Source organism: Chryseobacterium sp. KLBC 52 (assembly GCF_003347605.1).
In the GTDB taxonomy this organism is placed as follows: Bacteria; Bacteroidota; Bacteroidia; order Flavobacteriales; family Weeksellaceae; genus Chryseobacterium.
The window spans coordinates 56,315-77,787 of sequence record NZ_QDFZ01000002.1; the positions used below are offsets into that span (position 1 = coordinate 56,315).

The window sequence follows — 21,473 nt, forward strand, 5'->3', positions numbered from 1 at the left end:
TTTATCACGAATATTTGAAAAAGATCAGCCTTTGCCTTATTTTGTTATGTGGAGTTGTACAGGTTTCTGCACAGACAGACAGTATATACATTGAAACAAAACTGTCACCAGACAAGAAGAACCTTGAGGTCCGCCAGGAAATTGTTTATTACAATCACTCCGGAAAAGACCTTCAAACTGTAAAACTCCTGAATTGGGTTTCCGCGTACAATAAACGGGGAACTTCTTTAGTCTACAGAAAACTGGAAGACCGAAATAATGATTTGCATTTTGCAAAAAATGATCAACTGGGAAAACTTCTTGAACTGAATATTAAAAATTCTTACAATGAAGTCCTTCCTGTCAATACACTCTCAGATGAAAATCTTTTTATTCCTCTGAAAAATGTATTGAAACCTGGCGAAAGCGTCACTTTACAGTTGCAATACAGGATGCAGCTACCCGATAAAAACTTTACGGGATACGGAACATCCGCTCAGAATACTGTATTAAAATATTTCTTTATTGTTCCGGATCATTTTGATCCGGACAATATTTCCAAAAGAAACTACCACGATATTGAGGAACAGGTAAGCTTTAATACTTTCTGGACCATCAATTTTGATCTTCCTGTAAATAGTTTTGTTGAAGGTAATCTCCCACAGGTTCAGATGAACTCATTTAAGGGATACCTTGACTCAGACCCTGAATTTTTGATTTCTCCAACAGAATTTCAATCCATCAAAACCAATGTTGACGGAGATGAAATCGAAATCAAATTTGGATACAACCTTAAACCGGATGAAAAACAAAATCTGGAGTTTTATCTTCCTTTACAATTAAAATTCATTAAAGAACGCATCGGATATCTTCCGAAAAGTATTTTTATCTCAGATAAATTCAGAGCTAAAGAAGACTTTTTCGGGAATAATGACATTACTTTCTGGAAATTCAGATTCCGCCTGTTTACCGATACGGAAAAAACAGATATGGATTACTTTGGAATCATTGCCAAAAAAATTCTTGACGAAGGTATTATTGCAGATAAAGAAAAAGATCACTGGTTTAAAAATGGTTTAAAATCTTATCTGGAAATTCAGTACCTCAAAAAATTCTATGCCGACACAAAACTTTTAGGTACGCTTCCCGAGACCAGAATCTTTGGGCTAAAACCTTTAAAGTTATTCCACGCCTCCAAAGTAAAACTTCTGGACCGCTATGGACTTTCTTATCAATATATCATGCTGCAAAACCTTGATCAGAAGATCGATGAGCATTTCCCTGTTTTGAGTAATTTCAATGACATGGCTATCAGCAGCTTTGAAACAGGAAGTCTTTTCAACTATTCGGCCGACAAAATGGGATATGAACAATTCGATGGGATTCTAAAAAATTATATTGCTCAGAATTCCGGAAAAAAGATTAATCCTGATGAATTCCTTTCATCTCTTGCTGAAAACAATAAGTCAACAGCCTATCTCTCCAACTTCTTCAAACAGAAGAACAGGGTTGATTTTAAATTGAAAAATATTAGAAAAGACAATGACTCTCTGCAAATAAAAATTGTAAGAAATACAGACATTTCTATTCCTGTAAAACTGGAAACAGAAACCAGAGAAGGAGAAAAGAAAACGTACTGGATAGATACGGAGGAAAATGAACGTACCACCAGCCTGTCACTTCCTGCATCAGAGAATATTTATAAAACCACCCTAAATAGTGGCTATATCTTCCCTGAATCCAATTACAGAGACAACTTCCTGTATGCGAAAGGACTATTTTCCAATGCAAAAAAAATTAAACTTAAACTAATAAAAGACATTCCGAACCCGGAATACAACGAAATTTACTTCAGCCCAAGGGTACGTTTCAACAATACGTATGATAAATTTCTTTTGGGAGCCAATTTTAAAAATCAGTCTTTCTTTGATCAGAAATTTTTGTATTCGGTAACGCCGACCTATAGTACAGGAACAGGCAAACTGACCGGTTCAGGAGCAGTCTCCTACTCTATTCTGCCTGCAGAAAGCATTATCCGAAGTCTGACATTCGGACTTTCAGGCTCTTATTTCCATTATGATTATGATCTGGCCTACAGAAAAACCTCAATATCATCTTCGATTAACTTCAGAAAGAACCCAAGAAGTACAGTAAGCAGAAGTCTTGGAGTTTCCTATAATTATTTTGAAAGGGATCTGAGCCCTGCAATGATCGCCAATAATGATTACAGCAAATATAACCTCTGGAGTATCGGATATGGTTATAGCGACAGCCAGATGATTCATGAGAAAAGCTTCAGCCTAAGTACCCAGGGAATGGAAGATTTCAATAAAATAACAGCTGAAGGTTTCTACAGATGGGAATTTGCTCCTAAACAAAAGCTGAGCTTACGTTTATTTGCCGGATACTTCTTAAGAAACAACACCCGAAATAACCTCTTCGACTACGGGATTTCCAGGGTTTCAAACTATTCATTCTCCTATACGCTTTTAGGAGAAAGTGCCAGCAGCGGTCTTCTTTCTCAGCAGTTTATATTAGCCGATGGCGGTTTTAAATCTTTTCTTCCGGGAACAGTGAACCAATGGATCACTTCTGCCAACGTAGATTCAAGTGTGTGGAAAATATTCCATGTATATGCGGATGCCGGAGTTTATAAAAACAAAGATCTTCCTGCCAAATTCATATGGGACACAGGAGTTAAAGTAAGAATCATCCCCGATTTTCTGGAAGTTTATTTCCCGATACAATCTTCTTTAGGTTTTGAACCTTCATTCAAAGATTATGGAAAACGTATCAGATATACTTTGATCCTTAATCTCGGATCCATCATTAATGCAGCGAGAAGAGGCTGGTATTAAGATTCTGAAAAATAAAAAATAAGGACAGCCTGTTATCGGTTGTCCTTTCTTATTTAAAATTAATCTTTTATAATTTTCTGCGAGATCGGAATATTGTTAATCGTTCCTGTGACAATGTAAGTTCCTTTTGGAAGCTCTGCAATATCAAGTGTGGAGGCCAGTTTAGTCGGTGATTTTTTAACAACCTGTCTGAAAGTATCGTATACTTTCACATCTTTAACCTCAGTTCCGAACACTACTTTACTGTCTTTTATAAAAGGATTCTGCACAAAACCCGATTTCACACTTCCTTCAAGAGAAAAGTCTGCCATGTTATCATTACTACCAACCAAAGTTCTTTTGATAGCTGTGGTGGTCGTGGGAGAAGGAGCTGGTCCATCACCTTTAAACTGATCAGCATTGGATCCGTACCCTACAAAATCCAGTACATTGGATGCAGAAGGTCCTGTCACCTGCACGATATTTCCGGCTAAAGCCACTTTGCCAGACACACTGGAGATTTTCAGCCCTGAAGATTTATTAGGTGTTCCGTCGAAATTAATTATGGAAGTGGCAATAAAATCCGGTGCTGGCAGATTTTCAATACCTCCTTCAATTGCTGATTCCTGAATTAAATAGGTTTCTTCCGGTCCTAAAGTGAGGTCCGGCAGTGTATGATATTCCGTGAAAGCACCTATTGCCGGAGCATATTGAATACTTGCTCCCGTTAAAGATACCAAAGTAGTTCCGATATTTTTAAGGACGATATAATTATTCTTCAATACAGCCCCTGAGTTGGCATTACCACCATAGATCTCATTAATCACAATCTGGGCATTGGAAAAGGAAGTTAATAATGTAAGTCCAACAAGAGTAAAGATTTTTTTCATCGTAATAATTTTAGAAATGGAATAAACATAAAACATCAAAAACAATACCACCAAATTAAGAAATATATGGGATACAAAAACTTAAAAATCAGGAAACAATCGCAAAAACAGCCGCTTCGTTGAAGCGGCTGTTTATATTGTTATAAAAAAAAGATTAGTCTTTAAGAACCTTCTGAGAAACCGGCTGGTTGTTTATGGTACCTGTCACGATGTAGTTTCCTTTTACCAGTTCAGCAACACTTACAGATTCGTTTTGTTTTACTGAAGCTTCTTTTACAAGCTGTCCGAACATATTGAAAACTTTTACGTCTTTTACATCAGCTCCAAAAATGATCTGATTATTTTTAACGAAAGAATTCTTTACGAAGTTTCCTGACTTTAGGTTTTTAGAATCAATAACAGCTAAAGTGGCACTGGACGAAGTGACCGTTAGAGAAATATCGTCTATTCTCCAGTTGGCAGTACCCAAAGATGGAGTTCCTGTACCAGGGCTGTCGCTTCCATAGATTCTCAAAGTAACCGGCGCTGATTCTGCCCCTACTAAATTAGAACCTGAAAAAGTGATGCTATTCAATGTCCATGTACTGTTATTATTAACATTTACAGTACCTATCGCTGTTGCATAGTTATCAATGCTGGAATATACAGTAATCTTTCCCGGACCGGTAGATGTCCCTCTCGACCCGAAATTCAAAGAATTTAAAGTTACTTTATTACCCGCAAGAGGAGTAACAGTAACACTAAAATAAGTACTTGTGGTAGTTGAAAGAGCCTCTTTAAAAGCTGCTGCTCCAAAATTACTGGACCCACTTGCCCCCGTATACCCTGAAGATACTGATGAAGTAGTTATTAAATTGGTTGTACCATTATTATTTCCCTGAGTTGCCGCAAATGCTACACTTGAAATATTAGCATTGGTACCGGAAATCGGAGTTACAGAACTTCCATCCCAAAGGTAAGTTGTTTGTGCAAAAGCAACTGCGCTCATCACAACTGTTGCAAAAAGAGAATAAAGTTTTTTCATGATTTAATTTTTTTACTGTTAATAATTTTCTTTGCATAACAAAACTACATTCTAATTTTTTTTTGGGGACAATAAAGAGGTTAAGTTTTTGTTAATTATAGTTGACCTCTTAATGTTAACATTTTTTAATTATTTTTACGAATTATTTTTAAAAGTTGCGGAATTTTGTCATTCTATTCGTTTTATTCTTCTTAGGCATATTTTCAGGAAATGCTCAGGTCTTTTCGTGGAAGAATCCCAACGTTCCTGAAGACAGTATTAAAAGGGATAGTATTCTGGCCGCAAAGCTGGAACAGGATATCTTTGCAAAGGATACTCTTGATTTCATAAGAACGCACAATAAGATCATTATTGATGAAGCCGTATTGGCCAAGAATGATAAAAAGAGATTTTTAGGAGAGCTTAATTCAAAAGGTTCTATTATCCGGGGAATTACTTTTGGTAATAATCAGGGACAATCTGTACAAAGCTCTATGGATCTGCAGATTTCAGGACGTTTGTCAAAAGATGTGACGATTTTAGCGAGTATTTCAGATCACAACCTGCCGATTCAGGCTGATGGTTATACCCAAACTTTGGAGGAGTTTGATAAAATCTATATGCAGCTTAATATTAAAGATAAGTCTATCCTCAGAGCGGGACATCTTGATCTTGTAGAAGCCAAGAATTATTTTGCCAAATACCAGAGAAGAAGTATGGGACTTCAGTTTCAGACAGAATTTGGGAAGGAAAACAAGACATTCTTAGATATCTCTGCAGGGGTTGCACGAAGTGAATTCCACAGAATCCGTTTTCAGGGAGTGGAAGGAAATCAGGGGCCTTACCGGCTGACGGGTAAGAACGGTGAACAGTTTATCACACTAATCTCCGGTTCTGAACAGGTTTTTATTGATGGAATTTTAATGAAGCGTGGTGAAAACCAGGATTATACCATCAATTATAATACCGGTGAAGTTACTTTTACCAGTTTCCGTCCTATTTTCCAACAGAATTTCATTACCATTTCCTATAACTATGCCAACAGAAATTATTCAAGATATTTGTTTACAGGAAAGCTTGAGCATCAGAGAGAGAAATTCAAAGTAGGATTCAACTGGTTTATGGAAAATGATAACAAGAATGCACCTCTTTCTTTAAACCTTTCTAAGGAAGATGAGCAGATTCTTGCGGAAGCCGGAAATAATCCTGACCTGATGTATGCTCCTTCAGGAGTGATAACGGAATATGATGTCAATAAAATTTTATACAAACTAAGTCCCGCAGGTAATTTCTATGAATATTCTACGGATTCGAGCTTAACACTTTATCAGGTTTCTTTTACTTACTTCGGAGCTAATCAGGGAGACTATAAAATAGCACAAACCACCAACAACGGACGTGTTTTTGAATATGTAGGCCCTAATGGCGGAGATTACAGAGCCGTAAGAAAACTTCCTTCTCCCCAGAAATCACAGGTATACTCTCTGAATTCTGAATACCTTTTAAATGAAGGAAAAATAGGAGCTGATATCTCTCTGAGTAACTATGACGTCAATTTATTTTCATCAAAAGATTCTGATCAGAATATGGGGTATGCATGGCGTATTTTTGGAAATAAAAGCTTCACAAAGAACACATGGAGAGGAACTCCAAGCTTTGAATATCAATATATAGACAGACAGTTTCATATTCTTGACCGTATCAATGATGTGGAATTCTCCAGAGACTTCAACCTTACCCAGGAATTCAATAAAAAGACCCAAAACAGATTTATCTTCAGCTTTTTAAACAAATGGAATAATAAATCTACGCTGAATTACCGCATCAATTATCTGAATGAACAGGATTCTTACAAAGGGATTAAAAATGATCTTGACTTCGGCTGGCTGACAGGAAAATTCTTTACGAAAGGGAATCTGTCTTATCTGAGTACCAATGCAACCCTTCAGGATACAAAGTTCATCCGTGGTGGAGTTTCAACAGAATTTACCGGTAAAAAAGGAAGCTGGGCCATCGGTGGAAGCATGGAACATAATGAGAAGAAGTACAACGATACTCAGCTAATGGATGTCACTAGTTTCAGCTGGAAAGAAATCTTTTTGCAAAAGAAAATCGGTGACAGTACAAGAACCAAATTATTAGCGAAAGTATATATGAGAGATAATGACTCAGTACGTGATAACAGGCTGCAGAATATGAACAATATTTTGGGGATCATGGCTGAAAGTCAGATTATCAAGACCGAAAGAACCAGTTTAAATGCCCTGATTCACTACCGAAAATTCTTCTACGCAGGTGCAGAAGGTGAAGTAACCCGTAATAATGATTTTGTTGTTGGAAACATCTTATACAACCAACAGCTGTTCAGAAACGGGATGCGTCTTCAGGCTTTCTATGAACTGGGCAACGGGCAGGAAGCGCAGAGGGAATTTCAGTACATTAAAGTAACAGACGGACAAGGTGTTTATAAATGGACCGATTATAACGGAGACGGCGTTCAGCAGCTGGACGAATTTGAAATTGCCGAGTATTCTGATCTTGCCCAATACATCCGTGTCTATACAAATTCTGTACGATATATTCCTTCCAATAAAAATAAACTACAGTTGGCCCTATTTGTCAATCCGGCCATTGTTTTCAACTCTGAAAATGGATTTCTAAAACGTTGGAATTTCAATATTTCATTAAATTCTCAAAACTCATTCTACAAAAAGGAAAAAGTACTCGTTCTGAATCCTTTTGAAAAGAACAGTGATCAGATTCTTAAAAATCAGAACATTCTTGCTTCCGTGCAGTTTAATCCAACGGACAAATCAGGGTGGAACGGAAATTACAGATTTATCACCAATGATAATCTCATCAATGCGAATTTCAGTAATGAAGAACGTGAACAGACTTCCCATTTCCTGAATATAGGATATTGGTTCAATAAAGAATTCAGAGTGGATTGGGAAAACTCTGTGCATGATATACAGAACTCTTCACAATTATTTAAAACCAGAGATTATCGTCTCAATAATTTTGAAACCAAGCCTAAAGCAACATATAAATTTACAGATGCCATTCAGGCCGAATTATCTTCTGCTTTCCGTCAGAAACAAAGACTGGATGGTGAAGAACTTCTTAAAGCTTTTGATATTACGGGAACGATCCAGTGGGAGCGAAGAAAAACGTCTATCCGTGGAAACTTCTCATTCATCAATAACAATTTTACAGGAAACAATTTCAGTATTGTAGGAAACCAGATGCTGGACGGGCTTAAACCGGGAAAAAACCAGGTATGGAGTGTGTTTATCCAGCAAGCTATCAACTCGTTTATCCAGCTGAATCTTAATTACGAAGGAAGAAATTCCGGCGACCGTACCATTCATATCGGAAGTATGCAGGTAAAAGCAAGTTTCTAATAGTGACTATTATTTTTTACAATAAAGAAATCCCCAATATCGTTATCGGGGATTTCCTTTGGTTATTAGTTTAACAGTTATTTTTTAATGATTTTCACGGACTGTGATCCTTTTTCGGTATTTACTTTTACAAGATAAACTCCTGCTGTAGCACGTCTCATGTCTACAGAACCTTTTTCAGCATTAATTGTTTCGCTGAGAATTCTCTGGCCTGAAACATTATACACTTCAACATCTTTGATTTTATTATCAGTATCGATATAAAGGTAGTCCACAACCGGGTTTGGATAAACGCTTACCGTATTCTTTTTCATGGCTTCATTTACCGCCAATACTGCTGCTGTAAATTCAAAACTGCCAAGATCCGGTGTCAGAGCATTTCTTGTATTACCATCTGCATCTAATGTTACTTCGGCTACCGGAGTTCCTTTGTTGTCAAGAGCAGCATTTCCTGTAGCAGACAAGTGGAAATCGGTTGCTGACATAAACACTGGCAGAACATTCAACGAATTCACATTTCCTCCGAATCCCGCCTGGATATCAGCAAGAGTAGCTTTTGCCAATCCTCCGATATAGCCCAGATTTGTTCCTGCAGAATAAAAATTATTATAGTTAATCGTAGAGAAAACACTGCTGGCTGCTCCTGCATAAACAGCATATTTTTCACCCGCTTGTGTTTGAGTATTGACAAAAAGATTGTTTCTCACATCAATACCTCCTGCACCGGTTACCCCGCTTGTAATATTTAAAGCGGATGGCCTTCCTGCAACAGTTTGGCTTACATCCATCACAACTGTATTGTAATACAGTTTATATCCTCCTCCTGAGGTAATGATAATTCCGTTTCCATTGTCATTGACACCTCCGGTGGTTGCATATCCATAACCGGCAACTCCGCTTACGGTATTATTGGCAACCAGGGTATTGGAAGTAAGGCTTGATGTGGCTAAATAAATTCCCTGCGCCCCATATCCGGATGTATTGGTATTTTTGATCCCTGTTATTTTATTATTGATAATAGTCATTGCACTTGTCATTGTTCCTCCTGCATAGATACCCGCAAACAGAGAACCAGTTCCGCTGGAATTAAAATTGGAAATTGTATTTCCTCTTACTATAATATTGGCGGCTGCAGAGGCTCCAGTACTACCAGAGGTAATTGTTATTCCCGAGGCACCTCCCGCACCTGTTCCTGTATACCCAATATTGGTAATGGTATTTGAAATAATTGAGGAATTAACTGTAGCAGTTGCAAACCAGACTCCTCTCTTGATTTCAGCAATGGTAGTCTCGAAATTACCAATCGTGTTATTGCTTACCGTTACTCCATCTGCACCCTGAACATAAATTCCTCCAAGGCGGTTGGCATCTGCTCCCGTGGCACTTATATCATTACCTGTAACCAATGTATTAGCTCCATTACCCGCAGCTGTAGCAGCAAATAAATAAATTCCCATGTATGCTTTCTTCACTGCATTATTCTGGATCGTAACATTATTAAAGAAGCCTCCTGTAGGCGTTGTGGCTCCGTCATACATCACTAAAGCTGAAGAATTATTCATACCATTTACAATATTCAGGTTTTTAACCATAATATTAGTATTGGCAGCAGCGGCAGAAGCCGCAATAAAGGTAAGTACCTGCGGTGCTGTAGTAGAAGTATTGGTAAGGGTAAGATCTCTTGTCGTTCCTGAAGCTGCATTGCTTCCATCCAGGGTAATATTACTACCCAGTATTCTTACTAAGGGTGCACTGGCAATATCACCGGAAATAGAAGCTGTAACTCCTGTTGCAGGTTTTATGGCAACAGAAGTATAGCTTGTTGCTCCGCCACTGGCATTCAGACTCGCGGTTGCTGTTTCTGTTGTGTTTGCTGTGATACTGATTGTAATTGCTCCCTGGTGTGTTCCCGCATTAATAGCATCGAATGCTCCCTTTAATGTGGTATAGGTTCCTGTAGCTGTTCCTGCCGTCGCAGAAATATTCACTTGTGAATAAAAATTTGATGAAACCAAAATTGCCATCAAACAAAATAGAATTTTTCTCATGACATTAATTTTTATTACACTAAATATAAAAAATAATTATCAATAAAATTCAATAAATACTGATAATCAATTAAATATATTAAATAAAAATTAAACATAATATCATAAAATCCTTTAAACAACATCACTTCAACAAAACACAATACCACATTTTAATTTATAAAAATTTGTTTTTTTAGAATTTCGTAAATTTGCACCATGATAAAAATAGGCAACATAGAACTGCCGGAATTTCCACTTTTGCTGGCTCCGATGGAAGACGTAAGTGATCCTCCGTTCAGACGTTTGTGTAAAATGCATGGTGCAGATTTAATGTATTCGGAATTTATTTCTTCCGAAGGGTTAATTCGTGACGCTATCAAGAGTCGTAAAAAGCTGGATATTTTCGATTATGAAAGACCCGTTGGGATACAGATTTTTGGTGGTGACGAAGAAGCTATGGCTATGTCTGCAAGAATTGTTGAAACGGTAAATCCGGATCTGGTAGATATTAATTTCGGATGTCCTGTAAAAAAAGTTGTCTGCAAAGGAGCAGGAGCTGGTGTTTTGAAAGATATCGACCTTATGGTACGTCTTACAAAAGCTGTTGTAAGCTCTACTCATCTTCCTGTTACGGTAAAAACCCGTCTGGGTTGGGACAGCACCAGTATTAATATTGATGAAGTGGCAGAACGCCTGCAGGAAACAGGAATTAAAGCGCTTACGATACATGCGAGAACCCGTGCTCAAATGTACAAGGGTGAAGCAGACTGGGAACATATTTCAAGAATTAAACAAAATCCTAATATCGAGATTCCGATTTTTGGAAACGGTGATATAGATTCAGCTGAAAAAGCATTAGCATATAAACAAAAGTATGCATGTGACGGTATTATGATCGGACGTGCTGCTATTGGATATCCATGGATTTTTAATGAAATCAAACATTTCTTTGCAACAGGAGAGCATTTACCTGAACCGACAATTTCAGACCGGTTACTGGCAGTGCGTCAGCATGCAGAATGGAGTGCAGAGTGGAAAGGAGAAAGATTAGGACTGGTTGAAATGAGACAGCATTACAGCAACTATTTCCGGGGAATTCCTCATTTCAAGGAGTTCAGAAAAAAGTTCCTGGAAGTATTCACAATGGAAGAAATGAATAGCTTGATCAAAGAAACCCAACAGTTTTACGAAGAATATCAGGCACAGCTATAAAAATAAAACCATCAGCAAAACTGATGGTTTTTTTATAGTAAGAATCTCATTTAATATCCTTCTGATGAAGATTCGTTTTTAAGTAATCCCAGAGCTGAAGAGGTTCCAATTCTTTTAACTCCCATTTTGATCATTTTTTCAGCATCTTCGGGAGTTCTTACTCCACCTGCTGCTTTTACAGGAAGTTTCCCAGCGTTGCTGAGCATAATTGTTATTCCTTCAAAGGTTGCTCCGTTAGGCTTTCCTTCGGCAGTCTGATAAAATCCTGTGGATGACTTGACAAAAATTTTCGACAACTCATTTTCAGAAAAATTCTCTTCTGCCCAGGTAGAAATCTTTTTAGTAAGATCGGCAATCTGTTCATCAGTTAATGCTGCAATTTCAATAATCCATTTTGCAATTTTATGATGCTCAAGAGATAACTGGGTACATTTTACAAATTCCTCTCTTACCAGTTCTGTATTTCCCTGCAGATAAGCCGTATAATTAATGACAAAATCTAATTCATCTGCTCCGTCTTCTATTGCTTTTGAAGCTTCTGTAAGTTTTTCATCAATAGAATACGTTCCTTCGTGGAAACCTATTACGGTTCCAACTACAACATTTGAATGTCTTTCCTGAATAAATTTTTTGATCTCAGATACATACTCCGGTCGAATCATCACGGCAAAAATACCATTGTCTATTGCTTCCTGAGCAAGTTCTTTATCTTTTTGAAGTGTTTCTTCGTGGGAAATACCTGACTGTTCTGGTGTTTTCAGGTAAGTTGAATCCAAATATTGGGCTATGTTCATATTATTATACTTTCAATTGTCTGTAAATACCTTGTTCTAAAGATATAAAAGTTTCTGTTCTTGTTACTCCTTTCAGTTTTTGAAGCTTACTAAGAATCTGCATTAAGTGATCATTGTCTTTACAAAGCACTTTAAGGAAAATGGTATAATTTCCTGTCGTATAGTGGGCTTCCACTACTTCGTTGATATCATGCAAAGACTTTACCACTTCCGGATAATGACTTGGCTGATCCAAAAATACACCGATGTAGGAGATTACTTTATATCCAATTTTCTTAGGGTTAAGAAATGATATTGAATTTTCAATAACTCCTGCATGTTCGAGTTTTTTGATTCTTTGATGCACTGCCGTGGTGGAAATTCCAACATTTTTTGAAATGTGGGCTAAAGAAGTTTTAGCATTATCCATCAACATGTAGATGATTTCTTTGTCAATAGAATCTAAATGGTAGCTTGTGTTGCTCGAATTTTTCATTTTCTACTTTTTTTATTATTTATGTTTTTTACTGTAAATTTTTAAATTTTACAAAAACCGGAAAGTGATCGCTATATCCGCCTAAATACCGTGTACCGGCATACGTTCGGAAGGGCCGTCCTTCAAAATTCCTGGTTCTGCTGCGGATTTTTTCAGAATTAAATACATGGGCATCCTGAAAAACCAGCATCTTATTATCAAGCAAAGATCTTGACATAATGATCTGATCATACAGCAATCCAGATTTATAATGAAAAGTAGAATAATTTCTTGTAGAAAACAATTGTTGAAAAGGGTTCACTAACACCTTCTCATGGTCATTGTCATAGAGAATCTGTACTAAATTTTCATCATCCGGGTTTTCGTTAAAATCACCACACAATATAACATGCTCTTTTTCAGCATTTACAATTTTCATAATCCGTTGTCGTACTTCATTCAATATAAAGGTTCTTTTAGGTTTATTAATATCTTTTTCTCGCTTAGAGGGAAGATGGGCGATAAAGACATTAATAATTTCCCCTTTATATTTAATTTTTGAAAAAAGTACGTCTCTGGTTGTGTCGTAATTTTCTGTGTTTTTATTTATTATTTCAAAAAAGAAAGTAATGGTTTCAGAATCGATTACCTCTACTTTATTTTTATCATATAACATGGCTACATCCACTTTTCTTTCATCCATAGAATTGTAATGTACAATTCCATATTCAGAATTAAAGGGTTCCATCTCTACAAGATCTTCTAAAACTTTCCTTCCGGAAACTTCAGATAATCCTATTAAAAATGGTAGTACATCATTTTCCTCCTTCATCAGCTGAAATACGTGCGAGATTTTGAAAAGCTTATTTCTATATCTCTTTTCATCCCAATTCCTTAATCCTGACCGGGTAGGATCTAATTTGTGGACAGGTTTCGGATCGGGTAAAAATAAATTTTCAACATTATAAAAAGAGAACAGCTCCATCTACACTAATTTCTATACTTTTAATTTAATATGTTCTTTTTACTTTAAGGTGTAAATTTATTATTTTTTTTCAAATTTTTGTGATTTACTCTCAAAACAGTAAATCAATTTCCAATAAAAAACAATTCAAATATAGTAAAAAATACTAACGAAATAAATCATTATAAATTAATTTTTCAATTATTCGACAGTTTCAATATATTAATCAAAATTGAGACAATATAAAAAAACCGGAAAAATCGAAATAAACCTTAGATTTAAAAACGTTACTGTTAATATTTTTCGCGCTTTTTTAAATTACAACAAATATTATTCCATTTGTCTATAACAAATGGAATTAAAATATTGAAGTAAAAATCAGATAAGTTCTGACAATTTTCGCTTATAGTAAATCGGGACGTTTTTCTTTTGTGATTCTTACCGCTTCATCGTGACGCCATTCTTCAATTTTGCCGAAGTTCCCACTCAACAGGATTTTAGGAACATCCAGACCTTTATAGCTTTCAGGTCTTGTATAGATCGGCGGTGAAAGAAGATCATCCTGAAAACTGTCTGTTAAGGCGCTCTGCTCATCGTTCAGAACTCCGGGAAGCAATCTGATAATTGAGTCTGCCAAAACACATGCAGCCAGTTCTCCCCCTGTAAGAACGTAATCTCCAATTGAAATTTCTTTGGTGATATGAAGGTCTCTTACCCTTTGGTCTATTCCTTTGTAATGGCCGCAAAGAAAAATTAAATTCTCTTTGATCGATAATGAATTGGCAATTTTTTGATTCAAAGTCACCCCATCCGGAGTCAGATAGATCACTTCGTCATAATTTCTTTGAGATTTAAGCTCTGAAATGCATTTATCCAATGGTTCTACCATCATGACCATTCCTGCTCCGCCTCCGTAAGGCTCATCATCAATTTGTCTGTGCTTATTGATTGCCCAGTCTCTCAAATGATGAAAATGTACTTCTACCAGCCCTTTATCCATCGCTCTTTTCAAAATAGAAGTCTGGAACGGACTTTCCATCAATTCCGGAAGTACGCTTATTATGTCAATTCTCATTGTAATGTTCCGTTTTTCTTAGTAGGTATAATAATTAATCTTAAAGAAGAATCTTTGTTGATATAACTCCACATCCAGTTGAAGAATATGGCCAGTTTATTTCGAACGCTCAAAATTAGCATTAAATGGAGAAACATCCAGAAATACCAGGCCAGAAATCCCTGAAATTTTATAAACGGCAGATCAACAACGGCTCTGTGCTTCCCAATGGTCGCTAATGAGCCTTTATCATCATACTCGTATTCCTTCCATTCTTCCCGGCTTTTCTTTAAAAGATTTTTACCTAAATTTTTTGCCTGATTAATGGCTACATTGGCTACCTGAGGATGTCCATGCGGATATTTTGGTGTTTCCATATAGGCAATATCTCCGATCGCATAAATATTATCGTAACCTTGTATTTTATTATATCGATCTACTATATATCTGTTTCTTACTAATTTTTCTTCCGGAAAACCTCCTACTACATTTCCTGTAACTCCGGCTGCCCAGATCACATTATTGGATGGAATTTCTTTTCCACTTTTCAAATGAACTTTATCTCCGTCATAATCCGTTACCACTTCTCCACTCATAAAAGTTACCCCAAGATCTTTAAGGTATTTTTCGGACTTCTCCTGAGCCTCACTGCTCATTACTGCAAGCGGTTTTTCGGTAGAACTCACCAGAATAATCTTCAGATGATCAAAGTTCATATAAGGATAATCTCTCGGAAGGATGTCTTTTTTCATTTCAGCAAAAGCACCGGCCAGTTCTACTCCTGTAGGACCGCTTCCTACGATGACAATATTCCAGTTTCCGTCATCGCTTCGGCTTTTTTCAATAATCAGTTTTTCAAAGGTCATCAGAACATGATTTCTGATACTGATGGCTTCCTGGGTATTTTTCATCCCGAAAGCTTTCCCTTCCAATTCTTTATTCCCGAAAAAATTAGTTTTACAGCCCGTTGCAATGATGAGTTTATCATAAGTAAATTCTGCCTCGTCGGTAATAACTTTATTGCTGGCAGGATCTATTTCTTTAACTTCCGTCATACGGAACTGTGTGTTTCTGGACTGCTGAAAAATCTTTCTGAAGGGAAAAGAAATGTTGGAAGGTTCTATCCTTCCTGAGGCTACCTGATAAAAAAGCGGCTGAAACATATGGTGGTTCATCCGATCGAGAACAATGACCTTTTTGTTCTTGTTATTCAATGTTTTTGCAAGCTGCAGCCCCGCAAATCCTCCTCCAATAATGATGATTTTTTCGCGTGTTTCCATAATACACAAATTTACTGATTTTATTTTAGCATTTAGCAGTGAAAAAAGTTAGTTTTGCAAAACTTTATGACACCTAAAAAGTACACCAAAAAAACTGCCAAACAAGTCCATAAAACGAGACGGAAGAAGTATTTTTTCCGAAGATGGGTGATATTGGCAATATTAACTGCAGCATTGATAGGAACGGGTTTTTATTTAAAGCAGTCCGTCAGCTATTATTATGCATTGTACTTTAATAAATTTAAGCATAAAAAGCTTCATAACAGTGAAAAGGAAGCATCAAGAATCCAAAGAATATTAGCCAGCAACCTTGATAAAACCTATGGTTTTGATGTTTCTCATTATCAGAACCGGGAAGACATCAAATGGGACAGTCTCAGCATCGGAAATAAAACGATTCCTTTGGAATTTGTTGTCATGCGCGCCACGATGGGAAACCGAAGTGCCGATAAACATTTTGACGAATTCTGGGAAAGTGCTAAAAAGCATGATCTGATCCGTGGTGCCTATCATTTTTACAGAGCCGATGAAGATCCTGTGATCCAGGCTAATAATTTTTTAGAAAATGTAAAACTTGAAAGCGGAGATCTTCCTCCTATTCTCGATATTGAAAAAATTCCGAAGCGTAAAACCAACAAAAAGCTGATTGAAGATCTGAAAGTATGGTGTAAAATTGTAGAAGATGCCTATGGAGAAAAGCCGATTATCTATACTTACTACCATTATTATAAAGATTTTCTGAAAGGCGAGTTTGAAGGTTACCCTTTATGGCTTGCCAATTACAATGATGTTCCGTCTCCTTCACCTGACGATGAGTGGGACTTCTGGCAGTTTACAGAAAACGGAATTGTTCATGGTATCAATGCTAAAGTGGATCTTGATATTTACAATGGTAATTCATGGTCGTTAAAAAGGTTGACACTGGATTAAAAGAAAGGAAACGAAAGCAGAAAAATAGGAATTGATACAATTTTAAGGAGTCAATTTTTAAAATGAGCTGACGGATATCACTTCCATCCTCCATCTCCCTGCTTCCAGCCTTTACTAATTACTTTTTCCTAAAAAATTCAGAATATCTGTATTGAGCTGATCTGCATTTTCAAAAGGAATCATATGGGTGGCCTTGTTGTAGATTTTAAGTTCAGCATGGGGTATTTCTTGAGCAATAAGTTCGGTATGATCACGTTTGATCACATCATTCTCACCGGCAATAACCAATACTCTACTTTCAATTTTATTTAAATCTTTCTTTGCAATGCGCGGCTGTGTCAGCATAATTTTTAAAAGCCTTTGCTCATTAAACTTTTCAGGATTTTTCAGCTCCTTCATCACCAGCATTTTATTTTCAAAATGATCAGTAAGCCTGTCATCTACTCCATCAGGAAATGCATTAGCTCCAATTACAATCAGCTTATTCAGTTTTTCAGGATATTTCAGGGCAAATTCCAGTCCGGTATTTCCACCATCACTCCAGCCAGCGATATTCACTTTATTGAGTTTTAATTGATCTGCGACTGCTTTTACATCATCAGCAAACATTTTGTAGGTAAAATCCTTTTTAGAGGAATCTACACTTTTCCCTTGTCCTCTTGTATCTATAGCAATTACTTTATACTGCTTTGATAAAACAGGAATCTGCTGATAGAAATCTTTAATACTTCCGGCATTGCCATGAAGCAGCATCAATGGTTCTCCTTCACCATAGACCTCATAATAAAGGTTGGTATCCTGAAGTTTCAGATAGTTTCCCACGGCTTTATTTTGCCCATACACGGTTTGCTCCGATTCCTGAATATATTTTGATACATCAGGCATCAGTGCTTCTGCGCTATCATCTGCAAAACCGTTTTCATCATCCGTATTTTGGTCTCCGTTTTTATCCATTTTCACATCGATATTAATGGCAGGTGCGGCGAGAGTCATTTTTGTCCACTCCCCGTAAAATTTTCTTATAAATCCTGTTTTGAATAACGCTGCACTTATATTGACTCTCCCTTCAAATTCTTTTAAAAACTGAATTCCTATAAAAAACCTTCCCTGTACCCAGATATTATGGTCATTAACATCCAAGGTATAAGTTCCGTCTTTAATCATATCGCTGGTAAGTTCAACGGTAATTTCTTCATCAAGAATATTTTTATCCGGAAAACCATCTTTTTCACTATAAATAGTATACCGCATGATGACAGGCTTATCAGAAGTATAGCTGGCAATATTCAGGTTAATATTCTTAATCTTTGATTTCTTTTTAGCATTAAAAGCCAATGCGGTTTCACCAAGAAAATCTTCTTTTCTGAGTTGTGGATTTACAGAATACATAACGCTTTTTGTCCTGGTATTGACTCCCCAGTTTTTATCAACAAGCTTCTTAGGCTTAATAGTAATCTCTTTAATATTTTTAGTTTTCTCTGTTAAAAATATTTTTTGCTGATCATATTTTTTAAAATTCTGAATTGTTTCCTGGTAAGGGTCAAATCCCGGTACTTCTATTTTTATTTTTTGCCGGGGATCTGTATTGGAAAGATCAATTGAAAAATTTCCTTTTTCATCAGAGATTGTTCCTATTGATTGTTTTTCAATTCCAATTTTCACATAGGGAATCGGATGGTTCTCATTTTTTGAAATAATGGTTCCGGAAATAACCTGGGCATGGAAAGCAGAAGCAGTGAAAAGGAAGAATAAAGTATGATCTATTTTCATGTTAAAAGTTTAAAGCAAACTTATTTATTTTCAACAGCCCAATATCCCAATACTATATTAAAATTATTCTCCCTTTAGTTAAAGTTGTTTTAAATATTTCCTGATTTTAAATATTTCCTACTTAAAGGATACTCATAATTTCTTCCCACGAATGCACTCTTTTGTAAGTATCATTTTCTATCAGCTCATTATGAGGCTGGGTAAATATCAGTCTCTGCCCTGAAAAATGATCTAAATTTTTAGGATAATCATCAATCATGATATCTCCGGACACTACTTTTTTGCTTCCACAAAGCACAATCTGTTCCCAGGTAATGAATGGAAAATGCTCTGCCAGCCAATCGTATTTTTCTCTTAAACTGTTCGGAAATTCCATTCCGGCAGAAACAATATAGAGTTCATATTTATTATTCAGATATTCCATTGCCTCACGGCTTCCTTTCATGACAGGTAAGGTTCTGAAAAAACCGACTTCATTCACGTGTTTTTTTCCATTGGGAAAAGACTCTATCTCAGGCTTACCAGCCAAATCACTGATTTCAATTTCTCTTCCTGTATCTCTTTTTTCAAATTGCGCCAGCTGATGATATACATCCGCCATTACCCCGTCCATATCGACAATAACTTTTTTCATTACTTCAATCAGATTTTGTATTATATATTCCTATTTACAATGTACATTTCATTGTGTTGATCAAATTTACTGATTAGTTTTTTCAGATAAGGGGCACAGTTTATTAAAAAATTATAAATATTCATTTTTATAAAAGAGCTTGCGGGAAGTTTTAGGCTACATTTTCGTATTTTTGCGTTTCAATTGAAATTTAAAATCAAACTATTAATTCCCAATGAATTACGTTTCTGCAGAAAATCTTACCAAATCTTACGGCATCAAAGTTTTGTTTAAAAATATTGCTTTCCACATCAATGAGGGAGATAAAATAGCGATTGTTGCCAAAAACGGAAGTGGAAAATCTACGCTTCTGAAAATATTAATGGGTAAAGAAATTGCAGACAGCGGAACTGTGGTCATCAATAAAGATATTCAGGTGGTATTATTTGATCAGGAAATTGATTATGATCCTAAGCTGAGCATTGAAGAATTTATGATGACCCTTGATTCCGAGCCTATCCTCGCACTTAAAAATTATCACAAATCGCTCCATTCTACAGATAATGATTTTATTGAGAAAGCATTGGCTGATATGGAAGTTCATAAAGCCTGGGATCTGGAGAATGAAATGAAACAGATTCTTTCCCAGCTTAAAATCACTGATCTGGATGCTAAAATGGGCACTCTTTCCGGAGGACAGATCAAACGTGTAGCGTTAGCTAAACTTTTAACAGAAACAAGAGCTGAGCACAGGCATACCCTTCTTATCATGGACGAACCTACCAACCACCTGGATGTGGATATGGTAGAATGGCTTGAAAACTATCTGAACAAAGCAAAAATCACTTTATTGCTTGTCACCCACGACCGATATTTCCTCGACAGTGTTTGTGACAGTATCTGGGAAATGGAGGATCAGAATCTGTATGTTCACAACGGTTCTTATGCAACTTACCTTGAGAACAAGATGATTCGCGAGGAAAATCTTAATGCCACAATTGACAAGGCCAATAACCTTTACAGAAAGGAACTGGAATGGATGCGAAGACAGCCAAAAGCCAGAACCACAAAATCAAAAAGCAGAATTGATGCTTTCTACGAGACTGAAAAAGTAGCCAAAACCGATACCAGAAAGGACGGACTGGAACTGGATTTTGAAATGAAACGTTTGGGAAATAAAATTCTTGAACTTAAACATATTGATAAAAGTTTTGGACCTAAAGTTTTACTGAAAGATTTCAGCTACCAGTTTCAACGTGGAGAAAAAGTGGGAATCATTGGAAAAAATGGTGCTGGAAAATCTACCCTGCTTAATATTATTCAAGGTTTTGAAAAAGCCGACAAGGGAGAAATTGAAACGGGAGAAACTATTTCTTTCGGTTATTTCTCACAAAAAGGCCTTACTTATAAAGAAGATGAACGTGTGATTGATTTCATCAAAGAAATTGCAGAATTTTATCCTTTAGCTAATGGCAAAAGTTTATCAGCATCACAGTTCTTAAGATTATTTTTATTTGACGATCAGACACAATATTCTCCTATTTCCAAACTTTCCGGAGGTGAAAAGAGAAGACTTCATCTGATGTATATTTTGTATCAGAATCCTAACTTCCTGATTTTTGATGAACCTACAAATGACCTGGATCTTCCTACATTAACCGTTCTGGAAAATTTCCTTCAGCAATTTCAGGGATCTTTAATTATTGTTTCCCACGACAGATATTTCATGGATAGAATTGTAGACCATGTTCTGGCTTTTGAAGGAAACGGAAAAATCAGAGATTTCGTAGGAAACTTCTCAGAATACAGAGAAGCTAGAAGCCGTGAAGAAGCTTTAGAAAAAAATGCAGTGGTAAAACCTGAGCCTGTAAAAGAAATTGTTTCTTCAACAGAAAGTACTCAGTCTTCCAGTTCTAAAAGAAAACTCACTTTTAAAGAACAAAGGGAACTGGAAACCATTGAAAAAGAAATGCCTGAACTGGAAGAACAGCGCACTAAAATTCTGGATAAGCTCAACAACGAGGCTGATTACGAAAAGATAGCCACACTTTCTTCAGAACTGGAAGCCGTTTCAGAAAAACTGGAGAACCATGAAATGAGATGGCTGGAACTTCAGGAAATCCTTTAATAATGATGAATTAAAATTATGAATTATGAATGAATTCAAGGTTCAAAGTTTAAAGTTCAAGGTTGATAGCAGTCGTGATTAGAGGTTCCCAACTCGTTTACACTCAAACCCTAAAACTCTCAAACGCTCTG

At 36.4% G+C, this 21,473-nt stretch carries 15 protein-coding genes; 5 read left to right on the forward strand and 10 right to left on the reverse strand.

Annotation, left to right across the window (positions count from 1 at the left end; genetic code table 11):
* Nucleotides 1-14: 14 nt before the first annotated feature.
* A complete protein-coding gene (locus DDF69_RS01905; RefSeq protein WP_228411907.1) occupies nt 15-2,837 on the forward strand; it encodes an aminopeptidase in 2,823 nt (940 codons plus the stop codon).
* A gap of 59 nt (nt 2,838-2,896) precedes the next feature.
* On the opposite strand, the gene DDF69_RS01910 is transcribed toward DDF69_RS01905, so the two are convergent.
* Nucleotides 2,897-3,706: a T9SS type A sorting domain-containing protein gene (locus DDF69_RS01910; RefSeq protein WP_114819509.1), complete on the reverse strand. Its 810-nt coding sequence runs from the start codon at nt 3,704-3,706 to the stop codon at nt 2,897-2,899.
* Between the two features lie 154 nt (nt 3,707-3,860).
* Nucleotides 3,861-4,730, reverse strand: a complete 870-nt coding sequence (locus tag DDF69_RS01915; protein ID WP_114819297.1) for a T9SS type A sorting domain-containing protein — start codon at nt 4,728-4,730, stop codon at nt 3,861-3,863.
* A gap of 155 nt (nt 4,731-4,885) precedes the next feature.
* On the opposite strand from DDF69_RS01915, the gene DDF69_RS01920 reads away from it, so the two are divergent.
* Nucleotides 4,886-8,113 (forward strand): hypothetical protein, encoded by a 3,228-nt coding sequence (locus DDF69_RS01920; RefSeq protein ID WP_114819298.1) that lies wholly within the window; start codon nt 4,886-4,888, stop codon nt 8,111-8,113.
* A 77-nt stretch (nt 8,114-8,190) separates the two neighbouring features.
* Here DDF69_RS01920 and DDF69_RS01925 read toward each other — a convergent pair whose 3' ends face one another.
* A complete protein-coding gene (locus DDF69_RS01925; RefSeq protein WP_114819299.1) occupies nt 8,191-10,161 on the reverse strand; it encodes a T9SS type A sorting domain-containing protein in 1,971 nt (656 codons plus the stop codon).
* A gap of 198 nt (nt 10,162-10,359) precedes the next feature.
* Between DDF69_RS01925 and dusB the strand changes: the two genes are divergently transcribed.
* Complete coding sequence (gene dusB / locus DDF69_RS01930) at nt 10,360-11,355, forward strand: tRNA dihydrouridine synthase DusB (protein WP_114819300.1); 996 nt, start codon at nt 10,360-10,362, stop codon at nt 11,353-11,355.
* A gap of 50 nt (nt 11,356-11,405) precedes the next feature.
* Here the strand turns inward: dusB and deoC are convergent, their stop codons facing one another.
* From deoC to DDF69_RS01955, 5 genes are all read right to left on the reverse strand, one after another.
* A complete protein-coding gene (deoC, locus tag DDF69_RS01935; protein WP_114819301.1) occupies nt 11,406-12,149 on the reverse strand; it encodes a deoxyribose-phosphate aldolase in 744 nt (247 codons plus the stop codon).
* Between the two features lie 4 nt (nt 12,150-12,153).
* On the reverse strand, nt 12,154-12,624 hold the full coding sequence (locus tag DDF69_RS01940; protein ID WP_002976659.1) for an Lrp/AsnC ligand binding domain-containing protein: 471 nt from the start codon (nt 12,622-12,624) through the stop codon (nt 12,154-12,156).
* Between the two features lie 28 nt (nt 12,625-12,652).
* Complete coding sequence (locus DDF69_RS01945; protein ID WP_114819302.1) at nt 12,653-13,588, reverse strand: endonuclease/exonuclease/phosphatase family protein; 936 nt, start codon at nt 13,586-13,588, stop codon at nt 12,653-12,655.
* Between the two features lie 382 nt (nt 13,589-13,970).
* The gene (trmD, locus tag DDF69_RS01950) at nt 13,971-14,642 is read right to left on the reverse strand and encodes a tRNA (guanosine(37)-N1)-methyltransferase TrmD (RefSeq protein ID WP_034694892.1); all 672 of its coding nucleotides are present in this window, start codon (nt 14,640-14,642) and stop codon (nt 13,971-13,973) included.
* Nucleotides 14,639-15,901 carry an NAD(P)/FAD-dependent oxidoreductase gene (locus DDF69_RS01955; RefSeq protein WP_114819303.1) on the reverse strand — a complete coding sequence of 421 codons (1,263 nt, stop codon included), beginning with the start codon at nt 15,899-15,901 and terminating at the stop codon, nt 14,639-14,641. Before DDF69_RS01955 ends, trmD begins: the two co-directional genes overlap by 4 nt.
* A gap of 66 nt (nt 15,902-15,967) precedes the next feature.
* On the opposite strand from DDF69_RS01955, the gene DDF69_RS01960 reads away from it, so the two are divergent.
* Entirely contained in the window at nt 15,968-16,831 is an 864-nt protein-coding gene (locus DDF69_RS01960; protein ID WP_114819304.1) for a glycoside hydrolase family 25 protein, read from the forward strand.
* Between the two features lie 114 nt (nt 16,832-16,945).
* On the opposite strand, the gene DDF69_RS01965 is transcribed toward DDF69_RS01960, so the two are convergent.
* Nucleotides 16,946-18,601, reverse strand: coding sequence for an alpha/beta fold hydrolase (locus DDF69_RS01965; protein WP_114819305.1), 1,656 nt, complete (start codon nt 18,599-18,601; stop codon nt 16,946-16,948).
* A gap of 121 nt (nt 18,602-18,722) precedes the next feature.
* The gene (locus DDF69_RS01970; RefSeq protein WP_114819306.1) at nt 18,723-19,235 is read right to left on the reverse strand and encodes a 5' nucleotidase, NT5C type; all 513 of its coding nucleotides are present in this window, start codon (nt 19,233-19,235) and stop codon (nt 18,723-18,725) included.
* A 214-nt stretch (nt 19,236-19,449) separates the two neighbouring features.
* Between DDF69_RS01970 and DDF69_RS01975 the strand changes: the two genes are divergently transcribed.
* Complete coding sequence (locus DDF69_RS01975) at nt 19,450-21,342, forward strand: ABC-F family ATP-binding cassette domain-containing protein (RefSeq protein WP_114819307.1); 1,893 nt, start codon at nt 19,450-19,452, stop codon at nt 21,340-21,342.
* Nucleotides 21,343-21,473 lie beyond the last annotated feature (131 nt).

What these genes read in the sequence shown, in the direction of transcription:
- DDF69_RS01910 (WP_114819509.1), bottom strand. Translation starts at nt 3,706, where the DNA reads ATGAAAAAAATCTTTACTCTTGTTGGACTTACATTATTAACTTCCTTT.
- DDF69_RS01915 (WP_114819297.1), bottom strand. Translation starts at nt 4,730, where the DNA reads ATGAAAAAACTTTATTCTCTTTTTGCAACAGTTGTGATGAGCGCAGTT.
- DDF69_RS01925 (WP_114819299.1), bottom strand. Translation starts at nt 10,161, where the DNA reads ATGAGAAAAATTCTATTTTGTTTGATGGCAATTTTGGTTTCATCAAAT.
- dusB (WP_114819300.1), top strand. Translation starts at nt 10,360, where the DNA reads ATGATAAAAATAGGCAACATAGAACTGCCGGAATTTCCACTTTTGCTG.
- deoC (WP_114819301.1), bottom strand. Translation starts at nt 12,149, where the DNA reads ATGAACATAGCCCAATATTTGGATTCAACTTACCTGAAAACACCAGAA.
- DDF69_RS01940 (WP_002976659.1), bottom strand. Translation starts at nt 12,624, where the DNA reads ATGAAAAATTCGAGCAACACAAGCTACCATTTAGATTCTATTGACAAA.
- DDF69_RS01945 (WP_114819302.1), bottom strand. Translation starts at nt 13,588, where the DNA reads ATGGAGCTGTTCTCTTTTTATAATGTTGAAAATTTATTTTTACCCGAT.
- trmD (WP_034694892.1), bottom strand. Translation starts at nt 14,642, where the DNA reads ATGAGAATTGACATAATAAGCGTACTTCCGGAATTGATGGAAAGTCCG.
- DDF69_RS01955 (WP_114819303.1), bottom strand. Translation starts at nt 15,901, where the DNA reads ATGGAAACACGCGAAAAAATCATCATTATTGGAGGAGGATTTGCGGGG.
- DDF69_RS01960 (WP_114819304.1), top strand. Translation starts at nt 15,968, where the DNA reads ATGACACCTAAAAAGTACACCAAAAAAACTGCCAAACAAGTCCATAAA.
- DDF69_RS01965 (WP_114819305.1), bottom strand. Translation starts at nt 18,601, where the DNA reads ATGAAAATAGATCATACTTTATTCTTCCTTTTCACTGCTTCTGCTTTC.
- DDF69_RS01970 (WP_114819306.1), bottom strand. Translation starts at nt 19,235, where the DNA reads ATGAAAAAAGTTATTGTCGATATGGACGGGGTAATGGCGGATGTATAT.
- DDF69_RS01975 (WP_114819307.1), top strand. Translation starts at nt 19,450, where the DNA reads ATGAATTACGTTTCTGCAGAAAATCTTACCAAATCTTACGGCATCAAA.